Annotated in this window: 16 protein-coding genes; 6 read left to right on the top strand and 10 right to left on the bottom strand. The window is 59.1% G+C overall.

Annotation, left to right across the window (positions count from 1 at the left end; translation table 11 throughout):
• Positions 1-4: 4 nt before the first annotated feature.
• The 3 genes from J3364_RS14565 to J3364_RS14555 form a co-directional block, all read right to left on the bottom strand.
• Positions 5-1,327 carry a HipA domain-containing protein gene (locus J3364_RS14565; protein ID WP_349559043.1) on the bottom strand — a complete coding sequence of 441 codons (1,323 nt, stop codon included), beginning with the start codon at positions 1,325-1,327 and terminating at the stop codon, positions 5-7.
• The gene (locus tag J3364_RS14560; RefSeq protein WP_328797787.1) at positions 1,324-1,632 is read right to left on the bottom strand and encodes a helix-turn-helix domain-containing protein; all 309 of its coding nucleotides are present in this window, start codon (positions 1,630-1,632) and stop codon (positions 1,324-1,326) included. Before J3364_RS14560 ends, J3364_RS14565 begins: the two co-directional genes overlap by 4 nt.
• 495 nt (positions 1,633-2,127) lie before the next feature.
• Positions 2,128-3,204 carry an AraC family transcriptional regulator gene (locus tag J3364_RS14555; RefSeq protein WP_349559042.1) on the bottom strand — a complete coding sequence of 359 codons (1,077 nt, stop codon included), beginning with the start codon at positions 3,202-3,204 and terminating at the stop codon, positions 2,128-2,130.
• 121 nt (positions 3,205-3,325) lie between these two features.
• Between J3364_RS14555 and J3364_RS14550 the strand changes: the two genes are divergently transcribed.
• The gene (locus tag J3364_RS14550; protein ID WP_349559041.1) at positions 3,326-4,246 is read left to right on the top strand and encodes a metal-dependent hydrolase; all 921 of its coding nucleotides are present in this window, start codon (positions 3,326-3,328) and stop codon (positions 4,244-4,246) included.
• Between the two features lie 165 nt (positions 4,247-4,411).
• Here the strand turns inward: J3364_RS14550 and J3364_RS14545 are convergent, their stop codons facing one another.
• The 3 genes from J3364_RS14545 to J3364_RS14535 form a co-directional block, all read right to left on the bottom strand.
• Positions 4,412-5,584, bottom strand: coding sequence for a DcaP family trimeric outer membrane transporter (locus J3364_RS14545; protein WP_349559040.1), 1,173 nt, complete (start codon positions 5,582-5,584; stop codon positions 4,412-4,414).
• Positions 5,585-5,698: 114 nt separating this feature from the next.
• Positions 5,699-6,979, bottom strand: a complete 1,281-nt coding sequence (locus J3364_RS14540; protein WP_349559039.1) for an Nramp family divalent metal transporter — start codon at positions 6,977-6,979, stop codon at positions 5,699-5,701.
• A 220-nt stretch (positions 6,980-7,199) separates the two neighbouring features.
• Positions 7,200-8,120: a dihydrodipicolinate synthase family protein gene (locus J3364_RS14535; RefSeq protein ID WP_349559038.1), complete on the bottom strand. Its 921-nt coding sequence runs from the start codon at positions 8,118-8,120 to the stop codon at positions 7,200-7,202.
• 419 nt (positions 8,121-8,539) lie between these two features.
• Between J3364_RS14535 and J3364_RS14530 the strand changes: the two genes are divergently transcribed.
• Together J3364_RS14530 and J3364_RS14525 are read left to right on the top strand one after the other, a co-directional pair.
• On the top strand, positions 8,540-9,550 hold the full coding sequence (locus J3364_RS14530) for a LacI family DNA-binding transcriptional regulator (protein WP_349559154.1): 1,011 nt from the start codon (positions 8,540-8,542) through the stop codon (positions 9,548-9,550).
• A 138-nt stretch (positions 9,551-9,688) separates the two neighbouring features.
• Positions 9,689-10,438, top strand: coding sequence for an SDR family NAD(P)-dependent oxidoreductase (locus tag J3364_RS14525; protein WP_349559037.1), 750 nt, complete (start codon positions 9,689-9,691; stop codon positions 10,436-10,438).
• A gap of 81 nt (positions 10,439-10,519) precedes the next feature.
• Here J3364_RS14525 and J3364_RS14520 read toward each other — a convergent pair whose 3' ends face one another.
• Complete coding sequence (locus J3364_RS14520; protein ID WP_349559036.1) at positions 10,520-12,202, bottom strand: AMP-binding protein; 1,683 nt, start codon at positions 12,200-12,202, stop codon at positions 10,520-10,522.
• On the opposite strand from J3364_RS14520, the gene J3364_RS14515 reads away from it, so the two are divergent.
• Positions 12,196-12,618: a hypothetical protein gene (locus J3364_RS14515; protein ID WP_349559035.1), complete on the top strand. Its 423-nt coding sequence runs from the start codon at positions 12,196-12,198 to the stop codon at positions 12,616-12,618. The genes J3364_RS14520 and J3364_RS14515 overlap by 7 nt on opposite strands.
• Here the strand turns inward: J3364_RS14515 and J3364_RS14510 are convergent.
• Both J3364_RS14510 and J3364_RS14505 read right to left on the bottom strand, forming a co-directional pair.
• Entirely contained in the window at positions 12,606-14,090 is a 1,485-nt protein-coding gene (locus tag J3364_RS14510; protein ID WP_349559034.1) for an FG-GAP repeat protein, read from the bottom strand. The genes J3364_RS14515 and J3364_RS14510 overlap by 13 nt on opposite strands.
• A 332-nt stretch (positions 14,091-14,422) precedes the next feature.
• The gene (locus J3364_RS14505; RefSeq protein WP_349559033.1) at positions 14,423-14,794 is read right to left on the bottom strand and encodes a winged helix-turn-helix transcriptional regulator; all 372 of its coding nucleotides are present in this window, start codon (positions 14,792-14,794) and stop codon (positions 14,423-14,425) included.
• Positions 14,795-14,916: 122 nt separating this feature from the next.
• Between J3364_RS14505 and J3364_RS14500 the strand changes: the two genes are divergently transcribed.
• Positions 14,917-15,501 carry a glutathione binding-like protein gene (locus J3364_RS14500; protein WP_349559032.1) on the top strand — a complete coding sequence of 195 codons (585 nt, stop codon included), beginning with the start codon at positions 14,917-14,919 and terminating at the stop codon, positions 15,499-15,501.
• A gap of 289 nt (positions 15,502-15,790) precedes the next feature.
• Here the strand turns inward: J3364_RS14500 and J3364_RS14495 are convergent, their stop codons facing one another.
• Positions 15,791-16,765, bottom strand: coding sequence for an MBL fold metallo-hydrolase (locus J3364_RS14495; RefSeq protein WP_349559031.1), 975 nt, complete (start codon positions 16,763-16,765; stop codon positions 15,791-15,793).
• A gap of 123 nt (positions 16,766-16,888) precedes the next feature.
• Between J3364_RS14495 and J3364_RS14490 the strand changes: the two genes are divergently transcribed.
• On the top strand, positions 16,889-17,824 hold the full coding sequence (locus J3364_RS14490) for a LysR substrate-binding domain-containing protein (protein ID WP_349559030.1): 936 nt from the start codon (positions 16,889-16,891) through the stop codon (positions 17,822-17,824).
• Positions 17,825-17,842 lie beyond the last annotated feature (18 nt).

Genomic DNA, 17,842 nt, shown 5'->3' with positions numbered 1-17,842 from the left:
TGGCTCAACTTAACCGCCCGTGCATGTCCTTAATAATAATGTGACGGATACTACGCAGAACTTTTTCCTGTATGCCCCAGTGCCTGCGAGCCATCTCGGGATCCGGCGACTGTGTCGCCAAATGGCTATATTCAGCTTCAATCTCTTCCAAAAGTCGATCTGCGCTGGGTAAAACAGCATCCAGTTGCCGATCCAGTTCTCTTTCGACTGTTTTGCGGGCCAATCCTATGGTCTCGCCCGCATCCAATACGTCTTCTCGCGTTATTTGCGCAAATGTGCGGTGAGCGGCGCTGATTTGGAGTGCGAGCTCTGTATTTGGCCATCGAGCCCGGTCGTCGGCGATCGAGGGAGTGTCATAGACCGAAGTTGCCAACAGGTCATACCCTGGAGCAAGCCTGATTCCTTCCTGATCCACGATATAGGAAAGGTTCTTGAGATGGTTATCGCTGTTGCCGGTTAATACGTTGAAAATGAGCCATCGGGAGACATTCCTGCGCGCGGCAACTTTTGAACGGCATCGTGATATTGAGCGCTGCAGAGACTCGATCTTCGCTCCACTGTACTTGAATGTGCGAGCACGGTTCAGGAGTTGGCACGTATCGATGACGTGAACCCGTTCTATTGATTCTTGCGCTCCCCTCTGCCGATCAAAGCGCTCGACAATATATACCGGTTCCGGCACGCAAAGCAGTTTAACGGGGGGCACATCAAGGCCCAAATCCCCCGCCAAACGCATGGTGAAATACTCATTCAAGACGGAGGCAGGGTATCCATCCTGATCAGGATGATCGGGTTTGAGAATGTGAGTGGAAGGCGTACCCGCCTCAGGCTCGTAGATGGCCTCACCCTCAACTAGGACGAGCATCTTGTGCTGCGCGCCCGCCAACGACATCCGCTTAGGTGAATCCCTCTGAAGCGAAGCCTGGGGCAAGGATCGAATGCGCTGACTGAGCGCCTCGTAGGTCAACCGATTTTTGCCGGTTGGCAGGGCGTTATCCACATCCGGCGGTAAGAGGACCAAAGCCCCGGCGGATTCAGCACCGTAGTGCGATAACAGGCCAAATGAATCTTCCCAGGGAATATTGGCTTCCCTGGCCACAATATCCCGCAGCCTTTCTTCAGGCAGGAGATTATCAAAATACCACTGGACCGGCCGATCCGAAGCACCATCCCTTATGAGCCCCTGGGTCCTCTGGAGAGCCGGAGAGAGATCAAATGCGTCGGGGTAGTCGCACCACGCCTCTGCGTATTGGAACTGCCATAGGTCGTTCTCTTCCTTAAGGATGCCCACCAAAAACGTATTGAAGAAAACGTTGAGCTGTCTCATATACCGGACCTGCTGGCCGGCCCTTTCTCTTCGATGGCCGGCGCCTTCCGACCTTTTTCCTGTAGCTTACGGTAGATGGGCATGGCCGATTCGGGCACATCAAACTCCATCCGAATGCCAAGTTCATCCAGGAGCCGGAGGAATCGACCGAATTGAATCGTCTCTTTTCCGCGTTCGGCGTCACTCACAAAGACATAACCAACCCCCGCAGCCCCGGCCAAGTCATCCATCCGAACTCGTTCACTCTTACGGACGGCGCGGACAAGCATGCCAGCTTCTTTAACACTTGAGATGTTTACCTTCACAGCAGCCACCAAAAAAATATTAGAACTAATATATTTTTCGGCTAAAGACGACCATTTGTCAATTTTATATGCGATCAGATATTTTAAAGGCTAGTGGAGACACGCCTACCCCAAAAAATATGCGCTCGCATACTTTCGGCATGAAGAGTCCATAGTTTGAGCGACATTATATGTGAGCCGATACTTTTGGGCCCCTGCCCGGGTCCTGTTCATTTGAAGTGGAGCGGGCGAGACGGCTCTTTCTAACCCGTTAATCACGTTGCTCCCTCAGCCACCCACCGCCATGCGTATCCCCAGCCCAACAAGGCAGGCACCAACGACCTTATCAAGCAAACGCCCGAACGACTGCAGGCGCCGCTGCATCCCCCGGGTCACCATCAATCAACTGAGCAATGAGAACCAGGCGACGTGCGCCAGTACTATAAACACCCCATAGCCCACCTGAACCGACAGCGCCGTGTCTGACGAACCCACTTGGCTGAACAGGCAACCCACTCAACCTCCCGCGTATCGCTTGCGCCATTCCCGCGGCGACAACCCGGTCCAGCCCTTGAAGGCCCGGGTAAAATTGGCCGGGTTGAGATAACCCAGGGTTTCACCGATCCGGCGAATTTCCAGTTCCGGGTCCTGCAACAGCTGGCAGCTGTCGCGCCGGCGCGCTTCCTCCAGCAGTTGCCGATAGCTGTAACCCTGTTCGTGCAAACGGCGGCGTAGGGTGCGCGGGGTCATATGCAGGGTCTCGGCCAGATCCTCCGGCGATGGATAACCCGCCAGCCCTGGTACCAGGGCCGCGCGGGTGCTGCGCAACGTGTTGTCGGCTTCGTCGGTGAGGGCACTTTCCCGCTCACACTGCAGGAGCGCTGCGCTCAGCGCCTCCGGGTCTGCGGTGGGCTGGGGCTGGTCCAGCACGCGGGTATCACCCAGCAGGGAAAGACCCGCCCGCGGCATGTTGAAACGTACTGCCGGCAAACGGGACTGCCAGCGTTCAAAGCCGGCCGGTTGGGGGCCACGTAACCAGATCGACACGGTCACCGGCATGCCCGGCAGCAGGAACGCCATACCACGGTAGACACTGGTCAGCATGGAGCTGAACATCACCTGGTTGACCCGGGCCGGCACAGCGAATTCCGGCATCAGCTCCAGAAACCCGCCATCATCGCGTTCGTCCACAGATAACAGCGCTCCGCGCCCACGCAGATGCCAGAAACGCTCGAGAATGCGGATGGCTTCCCGGGGCGTGCCGGCACACAACAGCGCATATCCCAGACTGCCATGAGCGGTGAGGGGCATGCGGTCGCCGGTGGCAAAACCCAGCGACTCGTCGCCAGTCAGCACCACTACCGCCGCGGCGATGCACCAGACATCCTGCAGCGACACCTTGCCGCCGGGATCATCCACCCGTTCCGCCGATACTCCCGCCAGCGCCAGCAGATCCTCCCGGGCCACCCCGTAGGCGTTGGCGACATCCAGAAACGCCCGGGGATACGTGGACGCCTGATTGCGCTGGCGCGCCCAGGCCGGCAGAGCGGCCATCTGTTCCTTGGTCTGCGTTAACAGAGTGTTAGCCGTCACTTGGCCACCAATGATAAGCACAATGTCCGTGCAGAATCTCACGCTGACCGGGCATTCACCAGTACCGTAGAGGCCATATTGAGTGACAACCCGTTACCGGGCTTGAGAAAGGAGCACCGATATGAATGCCGTGGTTCCCCCACCCCTCAAGAAAACCGCCGATAAACGCCAGGCCGATTCCCAGCACCCCGCGCCCACATCGCCCAAGGTCCAGATTCCCAAGGTCCGCCGTCCCGGTTTCGACTTTGCCGGCAGTGGCGACAGCGTGCCCCGCTACTGGTGGGACAACGACCCGGTAAAAACCCTGTTGCTGGCAGCCCTGTCCGCCAGCTTCCCGGCGGGGGAGCGCTTCTTCATTGATTCAGTGCGCCACTACCAGGACCGCATCACCGACCCGGATCTGAAAAAGGCCGTGAAAGGCTTTATCGGCCAGGAGGCGCACCACTCCCGGGAGCACGACCTGATGAACGGCTTCCTGCAGGAGCGTGGCGTGAACCTGGCCCGGCTGGACCGGGAAATCCAGGCCTTCATGAACTGGATGCGCAAGAACCTGAGCCCGGAACGCCAGCTGGCCCACACCGTGGCGGTGGAGCACTTCACCGCCCTGATGGCCGAGGAATTCCTGCTCAAGTACGACGCCCTGGACCAGATGGATCCGCGCATGGCCCCCATCTGGGCCTGGCATGCCATCGAGGAATCCGAGCACAAGGCCGTCGCCTTTGACGTTTACAAGGCCATTGGCGGCAGCGAGTTTGTCCGGGTGACGGAGATGATGCAGGTCAGCATCATGTTCCCGCTGTTCAGCACCCTGCACGTGGTGCAATTGATGAAGGAAGATGGCCAGTTGGGCAACGTGAAATCCTGGTTGGGCGCCGTGAATTACATGTGGGGCAAACCCGGCGTATTCCGCAAGTTGCTGCCCTCCTACTTCCGGTTCTACAGCCGCAACTTCCACCCCTGGAACCACGACGCCCGGGATCTGGTGGAAAAGGCCAAGAAGAGGTGGCTGGGTGACTGGGTGACTGGGCCTGAAGGAAGTTAGCCTGGCAGTGCAGGCCTCACCCGGCCAGGCCGATAAATGGCAGACCGTCTCGGCTCGAGTGATCAGCCGATGGTGCTGAACCCAAGGCCGCTTTCATCCTTCAGGATTCAAAAAAGCCCGCATTGCGCGGGCAAGCACCACCTCAACAAACACTCCGTATTTTCTCTAGAACTTATAGATCGCACTGCCCTGAAGCCGGGTAATCGCGCCGTCCCGACCGTCCACCGTCTTACGCTGGGCGTGGGCGATCTCGATCCCGTATGTCACCTGCTCGACGGGATGCCACAGATAGTTGAGATGGATCAGTTGGTAAGTCTCGTCATAGGCGTTGACGAAACTGTCGCTGGCGTCGTTATTAACCACCACCAACCCATCATCGATGGCGTCGCCCCAATCCGTATGGGTGTAGGAGTATGCGACATTGAACGCTCCGGGGCCGACCTTCAGGGTGGCACCCAGCGTCCCGCCCCACGCGGGCAGCGCGTGCAGGGTATCGCCAATGCGATAGGCCGCCGGAGCCGGGTTGCCTTTCATGTAGCCGCCGATCCCCTCACCACCGGTAAGCTGTCCGCGCACCACCAGGGATGAGGTCACCGGATAGCTGCCAGCAACGAAGCCGCCCCACCCTAATGCCGAGTCGCTATGCGTACCATCGTCGAACCCGACCTCTCGAACGAGGGCAGCCGATGAGAAACGCCAGTCGCCATAGCGGGTCTCATACCGAATGGAGAGATCCGGCAGCGAGTCCTTGCGGTCGACATCCAGGCCGGCAATGGACTGACCGTTTGCTGTTCCGGTATAGCCCCCGGTGAACGACTTGCCGGATGAGGCGCCGCTGGGATCTTCCAGGGCTACATGAAGGTCACCGGTGCTGTATCGCAACTGGGCCTGGCGCAGCACCGAGTCGCGACCGATCGGACCGGTGAAATCCAGGGTTTCCGTCGTGCCCACGAAGGTGTGGAAGTTACTCCAGGTCTGGCCGGCGGTAATACCGTTCCAGCGCCCGTAGGCCTGCCGGAGACGAAACGCGCCGCCCCAGAAGTCCCCTTCGATCACCGTTGTCAGATCGCCTTTGTCGGTGTCCGTCGTGGTCTTCAGTCCAAGACGGGATTCGTTGGCCGTGAGATTGGAAAAACCACTGCGGCTTTGCTGTCCATCAACAGCAATATTCGAGAATTTGATGCTGTCTCCGACACCCTGGCTACCGCCGTCGACATCGCCGATGTCATACAGCATGTCCAGTTTGGCGTAGCCGTACAAAGAAGCCTCGGTGTTCAGTTCCCCCAAATTCAGGGCGTGGGCAGCCTGGGTGGTCATCACCAGGCCGAGCGAAGCCATTGCAGCCGCCGCGCGGCATGCAAACCGATTAATAGTCATAGAAACCTCTGATTCTTGTTGTGATCTGTTTTTGCTAAACGGAGAGCCGGCCCGCCTGGAAGCAGGCCGCTTCGGTTAACTGAAGAGCTTCACGATCAAGCGAATAGAGAGCGAGAAGATGGCAATCAGCCCGATCAGTCCCAGCACTTTCTGCCAGGGGCGATTACAGAGCTTGCCAACGACATCGCGGCGCGATGACAGGACAAACAGCAGAATGCCAAGGAAGGGTGCCGCCAGCACCGTCATGGCTTGGGCCACGATGATGAGCTGTATCGGGGAACCTTTGGCCAGAATGGTCACCGCCGCCCCCCAGGCCAGTATCACGTAGACCAGCGCCTTGACCCGGGGCGAAGACAGCGTGTTGTCCCATCCCAGACCATCAGCCAACAGGGTGCCACCCGCGGAGGCGTTGGCCGCCATGGACGAGAAGGCCGCCGCAAAAAAGCCCATCCCGAACAGGACCGAGCCGATTTTACCGGCAACCGGCTCCAGGACCTGGGCCAACTGCGGGAAGGTATGCACCACAACACCGGAGGCATTGAACACGGCGGCAGAGACGATAATGATCAACATGGCCATCACGCCGGTCGCCACGTTACCGGGAATGGTGTCGGCCAGGGTAATGCTGCGATATTGAGATGGCTTCAGCCCCCGCTCGCGGATGGCATAGCCGGTGTAGAACGCCGAATTAATCGAGAAATTCGTCCCCACGATGGCGATCAGCAGGAAACCCGCTTCCGGCGGAATCCGGGGAATAAAACCGGACGCCGCAAGAGACCAGTCCGGATCCGTGAGCACGGCAGATGCCAGGAACCCCACAGACATCAACCCGATCAGGGCAACGAGCAGACGTTCCATTATTTTATAGGTGTTGGGCAGGGCAATCAGTATGGCGACGGCCACAGTGCAGGCCAGGGTCCACCCCACCATCGAGCCGCCGAACAGCATTTTCAATGCAAGGCCGGAGCCCACTGCGTTACCCACCGCGAACATCAGGGTAATACCGAACACGGCAAACCCAGCCAGCACCCCTACGGGCCGACCCAGCGTCCGCTTGGTGGTCTGGACAAGGGAGTCATCGGTAGCCAGCCCAATACGGACCGCCATGTCGTTGAAGATAAACATCAGGATGGTCGATACCACCAGCACCCATAACAGGGCATAGCCAAACTGACTGCCGGCCTGAACCGCAGACGTCAGGGCGCCGGGGCCAAATCGCCACGCACCGGCCACGAAAGCAGGGCCAATCAGGGCGAGGGACTGGGGAATGGTCAACCCCAGTCTATTTTTGGGCGGTCCGGCCATCTTGTTTTCCGCAAGCGTGGTTGCCACGCTCTCTTCCGGCGAGGTTTTCATGGTGTTCTCCTGTATCTGGCGCAAATTGTTGTTGTATGCAATACAGCAGTCACGTCATGTCGCGTCCCGAATGCCGGTCTTGGCCGTCAGGCAGGTGCCCCGAATCCGGTTGATGACGTTTGGGCCTGAGTCTTGTTGATGCCTCTTTCTCACTGCAACATGCGCGTTCCGGATTCGCCGTGTCCCGCCGCAAAGGCGCAGGACACGGCGTAACCCGCCTCTAGACCAACCCGGCAGAGCGCAGGGCGTCGGCAATTTCCTGGTCGGCCCCGTCGGCCAGCGGCAGCAATGGCGACCGCACGGTGGCATGATCCAGGATGCCGCGCGCAACCAGGGCATGTTTCAGCGCCACGGTACCTTCCATATGGGAACCGCGGTGATAGACGCTCTTGGTCACCGGCATCAGGCGGTCATGGATAACGCGGGCTGCTTCGTAATCCCGCGCCTTTCCGGCCGCGATGAGCTCGATCAGGGGCTCCGGCGCGATACCGCCATAGCCCACCAGAGCACCATCCACATCAAACATCGTGTGCAGCAGGTACTCGTCGTGACAGGTCAGTACCTGCAGCTCGGGATTCTCACGACGGATCACAGGGATCTCAGTGTCCCAGCGGCGCATATTGCGTACGCCATTCTTCATGGCAAACACGCCCGGCTGGGCGGCAATTTCAAGCTGGGTTTCAAGATCGTAGGTGGCCTTGGTCACATCCGGATACTGGAACAGGATCAGCGGTAAGCCACTTTCCTCATGGATCGCGCGATACCGGTCCTGGGGCGCCCCCTTCTGGTAGCCGAACCGCAACCAACCGTGGGAAGGATAAAGCAGACCGGCTGAGGCTCCGGCCTTGACCGCCCGCTGCGCTTCTTTCGCCGCCACATGGGTTCCTTCACCGGTGATACCCGCAATGATGGGAATAGACCCACTGACGGATTCCGCAAAACTCTCGATAACGGCGGTCTGCTCGTCGGATGTCAGGAAGGTTCCTTCACCGGCATGCCCCAAAACCACCAGTCCCTTCACCCCATCGATACCCCCTAACCAGCGGCCCAGACGCTGAATCGCGTCATGGTCGACTTCACCATCGCGGGTAAACGGGGTTACGGGCGCAGGCACCAAGCCTTTCAGATCAATATTGTTCATCTTGTTCACCTCAAAAGATCGGCTCAATTTGAAAACGTTCATGCAATCGTTTCTGCAAACGTTTTCACAATATATGCCTCACCTCTTTGAGCTGTCAAACCGAATGGCCGGAATTTCCAGAAAGCGAAGTCACCGAATCCGGCAGAAATCACCAAAGTGGTTGATCGATAAAGAAATAAAAATCAGGCGTGGGTGCCATAAATTCTGATCAGGACGCTCATCCCAATGAAAACCGCCTCTCTCGGGGCAACGCGACAGCCCGGCAATCCGGATCGGTTCACCGCTTCCACAGTTGCCGGGCCGCAGGGCCGCCATTACACTCAATTCCCATCTGAAGCCCAACGATCAAGGACGTCATGCCCAATAAATCGCCGCAGAAACCAGCCGTTAGTCGCAGGACTGCTGACAAACCGGTGTCCATGCACGATGTGGCCAAGGCGGCCGGCGTTAGCATTTCGACCGTGTCGCGGGTACTGGACGAACGCTTCCCTCCGTCTCGCAGCAAATCGGCAGAACGGGTCCGGCAGGTCGCCAGGGAACTGGGCTACCGGCGTGACATCGTCGCGTCCAGCTTACGCAGGGGCGGCACCGGGACCATCGGCGTGCTGGTGCCTCGCCTGAGCGATACCGTGATGGCATTGATGTATGAAGCCATCTCCCGGGCTGCGCATCGCATGAGCTACTTTACGATTGTGGCCAGCAGCGGCGACGATCCAGAGGAAGAGAAGAAAGCGGCGGAATCGTTGCTGGGTCGAAGGGTCGACGGTCTTATTCTGGCGACCAGCCGACTGGATGACGAACTGCCCAGTCAGCTCCGCCAGCAGGATATTGCCCACGCCCTGGTTCTGAGGACCGACGGTGTCAGTCGCTCTTCCCTGGGCGACGACGAACAGGGCGGTTATCTCGCGACTCGCCACCTGATTGATTTGGGCCACCGGGAGATCGGCTTGGTGGCAGGTCCCAGCTTTACCTCCAGTGCCCGTGACCGGCAACGGGGTTATCGGCGCGCCCTGGAAGAGGCCGGCCTGCCCTGTCGCGAAGCGTGGATCTGCGAGTCCGGGTTCGGGATAGAATCCGGCGAAGAGGCCGGGATGCAGCTGCTGTCAGGGACGGATCGTCCAAGTGCCATCTTTGCCGTCAACGATAACCTGGCGATCGGCGTCATGTCAGCGGCCCATCGATTGAAGCTGGTCATCCCGAAGGATCTGTCGCTCGTTGGTTACAACGACATCCCGCTGGTAAGCCGCTTGCCGGTACCACTGACATCGGTCCGGGTGCCGTTCGACTACATCGCCATGCAAGCTATGGAATTATTGCTGGCCCCTCAACCACCTGCCGAGCTTATCCAGCGCACATTGCCCACACTGATGCCCCGGGAATCCTCGGCATCCCCGGCCCGTCGAAGGCGCGCAGCGGCTGTGAAATCCTGATCGACGTTGAAGCCAAATCCCTCAGCCTTGCGAATTCTGCCGCACTGGGGCTACCGGTTTGTCGTAAAGTAGCTGGAAATTCGAGCCGCTGGTCCGCCCAGAGGCGAGACCCAACCGAACGAAAAACAGGAGCAACCAATGACGTTTGATTTCCAAGGCCGGCGCGTCATCGTCGCTGGCGGCAGCAAAGGGATTGGGCGGGCTATCGCATTGGGATTTGCCCGCGCTGGCGCCACCGTTTCCGTGTGTGCCCGCGGGCAGGCGTCCCTGGATGCGCTGGCGAAAGAAGCGGCCGGCGAAGGGCTGGCACTGCATGTGGCTCCCTGCGACATCGGCGACAAAGCCTCGCTGGAGAGTTATTTGAAAAGCGCCATGGACGAGCTGGGCGGCCTGGACGTGCTGGTCAATTGCGCCTCGGCGTTCGGCCGGGAAGACAACGAGGAAGGCTGGCTGAGCAGCGTGGAGGTGGATCTGATGGGCACGGTACGCGCCGGTCATACCTGCCTGCCTGCGCTGAAGGAAAGCGGGGGCACGATCATCAACATTGCCTCCATCGCCGCCCTGCACGCTTCGACACGCACCGCCCCCTACGCGGCCATCAAGGCCGCCGTCGCCCACTACACCGGCAGCCTGGCGGTGGCCATGGCCCCACATAAAGTGCGGGTGAATGGCATTGCCCCGGGCTCGATCGAGTTTCCGGGCGGCGTCTGGGATCAGGCCCGTCAGCACAATCCGGAGCTCTACGAGGGTATTCGCAAGGGGATTCCCTTCGGGCGCCTGGGCACGCCGGAGGAAGTCGCCGACGTGGCGCTTTTCCTGGCGTCCGACCTGGCCCGGTGGATGACCGGCCAGACGCTGGTGGTGGACGGCGGCCAGGTTCTGTCCTGAGCCGCCAGGTCACGCAGGGCTTTCCAACGCAGACCCTGGCCCCTCTCCCGAAGGGGAACACGGGGTCCTGACGATCGCGGATCAGCCCTTCAAATCCGGGAAGTCGGCTTCGGTATAAGCAAAGTCTCCGCGGTCCCCGCTCGCGGCATGGGCCCGCAACTCAACACGACGGATCTTGCCGGAGATGGTCTTGGGCAACTCGGCGAACTCCAGCTCCCGAATGCGCATGTACGGCGCCATGCGCTCGCGGGCGAACTCGAACAGGGCCTTGGCCGCCTCCGGGCTGGGCTCGTAGCCGCGGCGCAACACGACATAGGCTTTGGGCACGCTCAGCCGCATCTCATCGGGTGCCGGCACGACTGCCGCCTCGGCCACGGATTCGTGTTCAATGAGGATGGATTCCAGTTCGAACGGACTGACCCGATAGTCCGAGCTCTTGAACACATCGTCCGCTCGGCCGACGTACCAGTAGTAGCCATCCTCGTCACGGCTGGCCACGTCGCCGGTGCGATAGAAGCCGTCGTGCAACGCCTTTGCCATGCGCTCCGGGTCGTCGCGGTATTCCTGCATCAGGCCAAGCGGACGCTGCTGGCGCACGTCAATGGCAATCTCACCTTCGTCCTGCTCGTTATCGTCGGCATCGAGCAGGACAATCTTGTAACCGGGCAATGGCCGGCCCATCGAGCCGGACTTCATCTTCTGGGCCGGCGGGTTACCGATCTGAGCGGTCGTCTCTGTCTGGCCGTAGCCGTCCCGGATTCTCAGCCCCCAGTATTTCTCAACCCGTGCAATGACTTCCGGGTTGAGCGGCTCGCCTGCGCCCACCAGACTCCGGAGCTTGACGTCGTAGGCTGACAAATCCTCCTGAATCAGCATGCGCCAGACCGTCGGAGGCGCGCACAGGGAGGTCACCCCCTTGTCGGCAATGACCTGCAACGTAGCAGGCGCATCAAAGCGTGGCTGCCTGTAAATGAATACCGTGCAGCCGGCGTCCCACGGCGCGAACAGATTCGACCAGGCATGCTTGGCCCAGCCCGGCGAACTGATGTTGAAATGGATGTCGTCCGGCTGCAGGCCAAGCCAGTACATTGTGGACAATGAACCCACGGGGTAGCTCTGGTGGGTATGCAACACGAGCTTGGGCTGCGACGTCGTGCCCGACGTGAAATAAAGCAGCATCGGGTCCGTAGCGAGGGTCACACCCTCCGGCTGGAATGTGACAGGCGATTGATACGAGGCGTCGTAGCCAATCCAGGGTCCGCTGGCCTCACCGGCCACGATACGGGTCAGCCCCTCGGCCACGCCCTCGAATTTCTGCACATAGTCGTCGGCGGAGAGGACGTGGGTGACGCCGCCGCGCGCGAGACGGTCCCCGAGATCCTTTTGCGACAGCAGCGTACTGGCAGGAATGACCACGGCACCCAGCTTGATGGCCGCCAGCATGGTCTCCCAGAGCTCGATGACGTTATCGAGCATGATCAGCAACGTATCGCCCCGACCGAGGCCGTTGCCGCGCAGGAAATTCGCCACCTGGTTGGAGCGTTGCCGCATCTGTTCGAAGCTGTAGCGTTGATCGGTGCCGTCGGCATCCACCAGCCAGAGCGCTATCTTGTCGTTGTCATTCGCGTAATCATCAAACCAGTCCAGCGCCCAGTTGAACTGGTCCAGCTCTGGCCATTTGAAGGTCTCGTAGGCGCGATCGTAATCGTCGCGCAGGTCCAGCAACTGCTGGCGTGCGGCTTTGAAGGCTTCGGCTGATGACATCACGTTCTCCTTATCTCGCGGTTGGCGGCCCGGAGATCGGCCACCCTGTTTTTGTTGTCCAGCGATACGACGTTATTGAACTGGCGCAGTCAACACATCGTCATGACATCATAGACCCACTTTCCATCATTGTTGATGCCAACCGCCATCGGGCGCTGGTGGTGAATGCCGCCTCCAGTAACCGTTTCATCTTTGCCGTGAATCTCACCACAGGCGAACGCGCCATGATCTCCGGGAAGAGTAAAGGTGCTGGCACCTGCCTGTATAAGCCGCATGGGGAGCTAGCAGCCAGGGCCCACGCATGGCCCACAAAAAAGCCCTCAACGCACAGCGTGAGGGCCAAAGTATTCCCGAGTCAGACTCATTGCCAGCAGGCTGCCGCTACCGGCGGCCGGCCCCATTCTCAGAACAGATAAGCCGCACCGGCTCCGCCTGCCGAGTTATCGCTCTGGTCGTCATTCACGCCCGTCGCGGCGCTGCTTTCACTATACGCGCCCACCGCCAGCGTGGTGCCATCCGAATTCAGGCTGACCGCCCTGCCAAAGGAATCCCCCGCATCCGTATTGCTCGCCTTCAGGTAAACCTGCTGCGACCAGGTGCCCGCTTCTCGGGTAAAGACGTACACGGCGCCAGCATAGTAGGCCGAGTTATCGTTCTGGTCGTTATCGACGCCTGTCGCGACGCTGGCCTCTTGATTCGCCCCGACCGCCAGTGTGTCGCCATCCGCACTCAAACTGATCGCATCGCCAAACTCGTCATCGGCGTCCGTATTACTCGCCTTCAGGTAGGCCTGCTGGGTCCATGTGTCGCTATCACGGATAAAGACGTACGCGGCGCCCGATGAGTCAGCGGAATTGTCGCTCTCATTAGCATTCACGCCGGTCATGCCGCCTTCTTCCCAATTCGCACCAACTGCCAGCGTGTTGCCATCCGCACTCAAACTGACAGCCGCGCCGAAGGCATCATGGGCATCCATATTGCTGGGCTTCAGGTAGGCCTGCTGTGACCAGTTGCCAGCGTCGCGGACAAACACATACGCGGCACCCGCTTCGGCGGCCGAGTTGTCACTCCCATCCGCGTTCACACCGCGATCGGCACTGCGCTCATGAAAGGCCCCAACTGCCAGCGTGGCGCCACCCGCACTCAGACTGACCGAGTTGCCAAAGGCATCAGAGGCATCCGCATTGCTGGCTTTCAGGTAAGCCTGCTGGGACCAGGTGCCGGATTCCCGGGTAAACACGTAGACAGCACCGGCGTCGTCGGCCGAGTTGTCGTCCTGATCCTGATTCACACCCTGCGCAGCGCTGGCCTCACCCATCGCGCTAACCGCCAGTGTGGCGCCATCCGCACTCAAACTGACCGCGTAGCCAAAGCCATCACCGGCGTCCGTATTCGAAGCCTTCAGATAGGCTTGCTGCGACCAGGTGCCGGCTTCGCGCGCGAACACATACACGGCACCGGAGTTATCGGCCGAGTTGTCGTCCTGATCCTGATTCACGCCTTTCGCTGCGCTGTCCTCAAAATAGGCGCCAACCGCCAGCGTGGTGCCATCCGCGCTCAAGCTGACCGCAACGCCAAAGAGATCACCCGCATCGGTATTGCTCGCCTTGACGTAGCCAATCCCCGACACCAGGTGACCACTGACCGACAGCGTGTCCGAATCCACACATCCCCCGGCATTGCAGGCCTGCAGGATGTACTGCGCATTGACCCGGGCATACAGCGGCACCGTCAGCCCCAGCGTCTCCGTGCCCGGCTCGATCGCCTCGCCCGCCTGCGTAAACCCGGACATGCCGTCCGGATTTTCCAGCAACCGGTACTCCGTCGCACCCGCCACATCCGCCCAGTCAAACCGGAAAGTCTTGACCGACTCAATGCTCAAACTCACGGTCGGTGCAGCTTGCGGGGTCGACGTGGACGCATCCGACGAGCCGCCCGATCCACCACCGCCACACGCACTCAATACCGCGGCCAACAACACCACGCAAAAACCCCTGAACCACGCTTGCGACAACAACATTCTCGAGTATTCCCTGACAGCATTCGTTATTCCGCCAAACATAACGATCTCCGGAACACGTCGGTACCCGACAGATGTTGGGGTTCAGGTGGAATTCAGCAGGAGGGAAGGACAGGCGGGGACAACGACGAAGTGACGCCTTTGGTGAAAAACAAATCTGCCCCAGTTCTGCAGTCTTGGCCCCTGGTCAGCGAGCCCTGCTACGCCTGCCCGCAGTTGTCGTACTCAAGACGATTCCTCTCGATCCTTTCCTGGTGCGTGATCGTCCATTCAGCCAGTTGCCGCAAGTGTTCGGCCAAGGAATAGCCGAGTGAAGTGAGGGAATATTCGACCCCGGGTGGCGAGCTTGTAAGAACGACTCGATCCAGGAGGCCATCACGCTCCAGGGATTTAAGCGTTCTCGTCAGCATCTGTTGCGAGATGCCATTGACCTTCCGCACGATCTCGTTAAAGCGTTGCGGGCCGGTATGAAGGGTCGCCACCACTTGAACGGTCCATCTCTCGCCGACCCGGCTGAGCATTTCTTTTATGCCGCTGCATTCAGCACCCGCTTTTGAGGTAGTCATATTCATCTGACTTACTCCTAAATATATGCTTTGACGGGATTTATTGTTCTCCATACTTTTGAGTTTCCAACTCACGGAACATCCTCAAACTGAACAGCTGGGGACAAAACCATTATATGGAGACCGCGATGATTCTTTACTACTTTCCGGGCGCCTGCAGCCTTGCCGATCATATGGCACTTATCGAAGCGGGACTGGACTACACGCTGATCAGCATCACCCCTGAGAAAAAAACCGAAGACCACCGTGATTTTCTGTCAATCAACCCCAAAGGCTATATCCCGGCACTTGAACTCGACGATGGAGAAATACTCACGGAGAATATGGTTATCCTTCAATATATTGCGGCGATCAGCGGCAAGCTTCTTCCCCAAACAAACATCTTGAAATGGCGAACGTTGGAAGCACTGGCTTTTATGTCTTCCGAAGTCCATGGAAGCTATGCCCCCTTCTTCAGGAACTTTCCGGAAACTGAAAAGGAGCGGGCTCGAGAAAAGCTGGCAAAAGCGTTCTCCCTGCTCGACCACCAACTGGGCGATAAAAACTATCTCATAAGCGAGCAGCTTACGATTGCCGATTTCTACTTGTTCTGGATCCTGATGGCATCGTCGAGAACGGGGCTCGAACTCTCGCAAGGGCTGCAACGCTATTATTCACGCATGAAGCGATTGCCCTCGGTAGCCCGTGCACTTCATGAAGAAGGTCTAAGCTGAATAACCGCTGGTCCGGGTTTCCCACAGAGACCACATCTGACGTGATGGCGCCTCACGTATCCGACCACGAGAATGTGATCGTCACGGGAACCTTCTGGCATGTCATCACGAAGAACGGTCAACCTTTCGCCTCACCGATGGTCGACCTCAAAGACCGCCCCAACAACCCCAAGACGGCAGGGATCTGGGAATGATGGCTTCGCCGGGGTTTGTTCCATCCAGGACGCCGGGTCAGAGGACTCGGCGTCCTGGATGTCCCCCGCCAAACGGGGAAATCCGGTTCGATCGACTACCTGGAATCACGGTTGCCATAATTGATGGGCACCCAATCGTAGCCTTCCCGTGCTTTACGAATGTGGCCTACACCCGGAAAGGGCATGTGGGGCACGGCGACCAGTTCAGATTGCTTGGCGAAAGCTGAGAACGCTTTGGAGCGCACGGCAATGGCCCCCTTCGGATCCACATCGTAGGCAATGGTCACCGAGGGATCCGGGAACTGAACCGCGGCCACATGAATGATGTCGCCAATGAATGTCACGCTCTGCCCTTTGCTATCCAGCCTGAAAAAGGCGCTGCCCGGGGTATGCCCCGGATGCAAGTCAGCGGTGACCCCGGGAAGGATTTCGGTGCTCTTGTCAAAGGCATCGATTTTCCCGGCATCAACATAGGGCGTCATGATCTGGATAGCCTGATTGAAGTAGTGCATGTCATAGCCGGATCGCTCGGCGTTTTTGCGATCCAGGAAGAAGTCCATATCCGGCTTGCCGACATGAACGGTCGCGTTAGGAAAGACCATCTGCCCCTCTCGGGTGAGCCCGCCCATGTGATCAGAATGGACATGAGTGAGCAGAACATCCGTCACGTCATCGGCCTTGAACCCCGCGGAATGCAGGCTATCAATCAGGTTGCCTCCGAGACCGGGGCCGAACAGCTCACCGGAGCCGGTATCCACAAGAGCAAGTCTGTCGCCGACCTCCAGCAGGAACGCATTGATTGACACTTCGACCGGGTTGGTCTGGTACGCATACGCCAGCCGTGAATCAATCCTGTCATGGGAGATACCATGCAGGAGCTTGTGAAGGTCCTGAGGCACCGAGCCATCGGACAATGCCGTGACGCGAACATCACCGATTTTGAAAGCGTAGGTGTCGACACCTTGGCGTTGCTGCGTTATTCCCGGCGAAAATGGTTCCGCGGCAAAAGCCGACCCGGTTGCAAAAAGGCCCAACACCAATGTGAAAAGCATGAACGAACGTACAGCCATATTTCCGTTTCCTGATTTGGGTGCATGTCAGCAACCGATCATAGAGACGTCTGAACTTGCTGAGAAAACAACCCGCGTTATACCTTGCATCACCTGGATTGATAGCCTCAGGACGGGCCTGTCATGGCCACAAAAGGAGAGAGCATCGACATGCCCGATCGCTTGAATGAAATGGATATTGGCCTGCTAAAAGCGTTCGAAGCCCTGATGGAGGAACGCAATGTCAGCCACGCCGCAGAAAGGCTCAGCATCACGCAGCCGGCTCTTTCCGGACGACTGACCCGCCTGCGCAGGCTCTTCAGAGATCAGCTATTTGTGCCGGTGGCTGGCCGCGGTGTCGTGCCGACGCCTCGCGCAGAGGAACTGGGGAGAAGGCTCCCCCAACTGCTGAGCGATCTGCGCGATTTCGTTGGCCATGCTCCAACGTTTAACCCAGCTGAAAGCAACCGCGAATTTGTGATCGCCGGCTATGACAACCCGGCGATCATGTTGGGGCCGGACCTGGTCCCCGCTCTGAACCGCACGGCGCCCAACATCCGGATGACGTTCGTACTGCCCGATCCAGAGACCATGGCGCAGAAGCTCGACCAGGGCGATATCGACCTGGTCATCGGTTCGCCTGGAATGGCGGATGAAGGGCTGATCGCTCGAAAGCTGTTTACGGATCGGTTCGTCACCGCCCAGCGCCGCCATCACCCTCGAGGCACTCACCCGATCTCGCTGGACGAGTTCTGCCGCTACGAACACGTCGTGGTGTCAAACAGCGGCCATGGCTATGCGGGAAGCGTGGATCGCTCACTTGACGAACTGGGTCGCTCCCGACGAGTTAGCCTTTCCGTACAGAGCTACGCGCTCGCTCCCGCGATCATCGCCAACAGCGATCACCTGTGTACGCTGCCTGGTCGATTTCTACGTCGTTTCGAGTCAACACTGGACTTGTTTACGCCGCCGCTCGAGATGGAAGCCATTGAGCTTTATGCGTTATGGCACCCACGCATGAAGGACGACCCGGCCCACCAATGGTTTCGTCATCAGGTTCTGGACATCGCGCAGGGGTAAGAAGCCAATCGACACTCG

The organism is Marinobacter sp. NFXS9 (genome assembly GCF_040148665.1).
Lineage (GTDB): Bacteria > Pseudomonadota > Gammaproteobacteria > Pseudomonadales > Oleiphilaceae > Marinobacter_A > Marinobacter_A mangrovi.
Note: the sequence above shows the minus strand (reverse complement) of the source record. Positions and strands in the feature narration are given on the sequence as shown.

Coding starts and splice junctions, on each gene's coding strand:
- J3364_RS14565 (WP_349559043.1), bottom strand. CDS start 1,327: ATGAGACAGCTCAACGTTTTCTTCAATACGTTTTTGGTGGGCATCCTT.
- J3364_RS14550 (WP_349559041.1), top strand. CDS start 3,326: ATGAATGCCGTGGTTCCCCCACCCCTCAAGAAAACCGCCGATAAACGC.
- J3364_RS14545 (WP_349559040.1), bottom strand. CDS start 5,584: ATGGCTTCGCTCGGCCTGGTGATGACCACCCAGGCTGCCCACGCCCTG.
- J3364_RS14540 (WP_349559039.1), bottom strand. CDS start 6,979: ATGAAAACCTCGCCGGAAGAGAGCGTGGCAACCACGCTTGCGGAAAAC.
- J3364_RS14535 (WP_349559038.1), bottom strand. CDS start 8,120: ATGAACAATATTGATCTGAAAGGCTTGGTGCCTGCGCCCGTAACCCCG.
- J3364_RS14530 (WP_349559154.1), top strand. CDS start 8,540: ATGCACGATGTGGCCAAGGCGGCCGGCGTTAGCATTTCGACCGTGTCG.
- J3364_RS14525 (WP_349559037.1), top strand. CDS start 9,689: ATGACGTTTGATTTCCAAGGCCGGCGCGTCATCGTCGCTGGCGGCAGC.
- J3364_RS14515 (WP_349559035.1), top strand. CDS start 12,196: ATGACATCACGTTCTCCTTATCTCGCGGTTGGCGGCCCGGAGATCGGC.
- J3364_RS14520 (WP_349559036.1), bottom strand. CDS start 12,202: ATGTCATCAGCCGAAGCCTTCAAAGCCGCACGCCAGCAGTTGCTGGAC.
- J3364_RS14505 (WP_349559033.1), bottom strand. CDS start 14,794: ATGAATATGACTACCTCAAAAGCGGGTGCTGAATGCAGCGGCATAAAA.
- J3364_RS14500 (WP_349559032.1), top strand. CDS start 14,917: ATGATTCTTTACTACTTTCCGGGCGCCTGCAGCCTTGCCGATCATATG.
- J3364_RS14495 (WP_349559031.1), bottom strand. CDS start 16,765: ATGGCTGTACGTTCGTTCATGCTTTTCACATTGGTGTTGGGCCTTTTT.
- J3364_RS14490 (WP_349559030.1), top strand. CDS start 16,889: ATGGCCACAAAAGGAGAGAGCATCGACATGCCCGATCGCTTGAATGAA.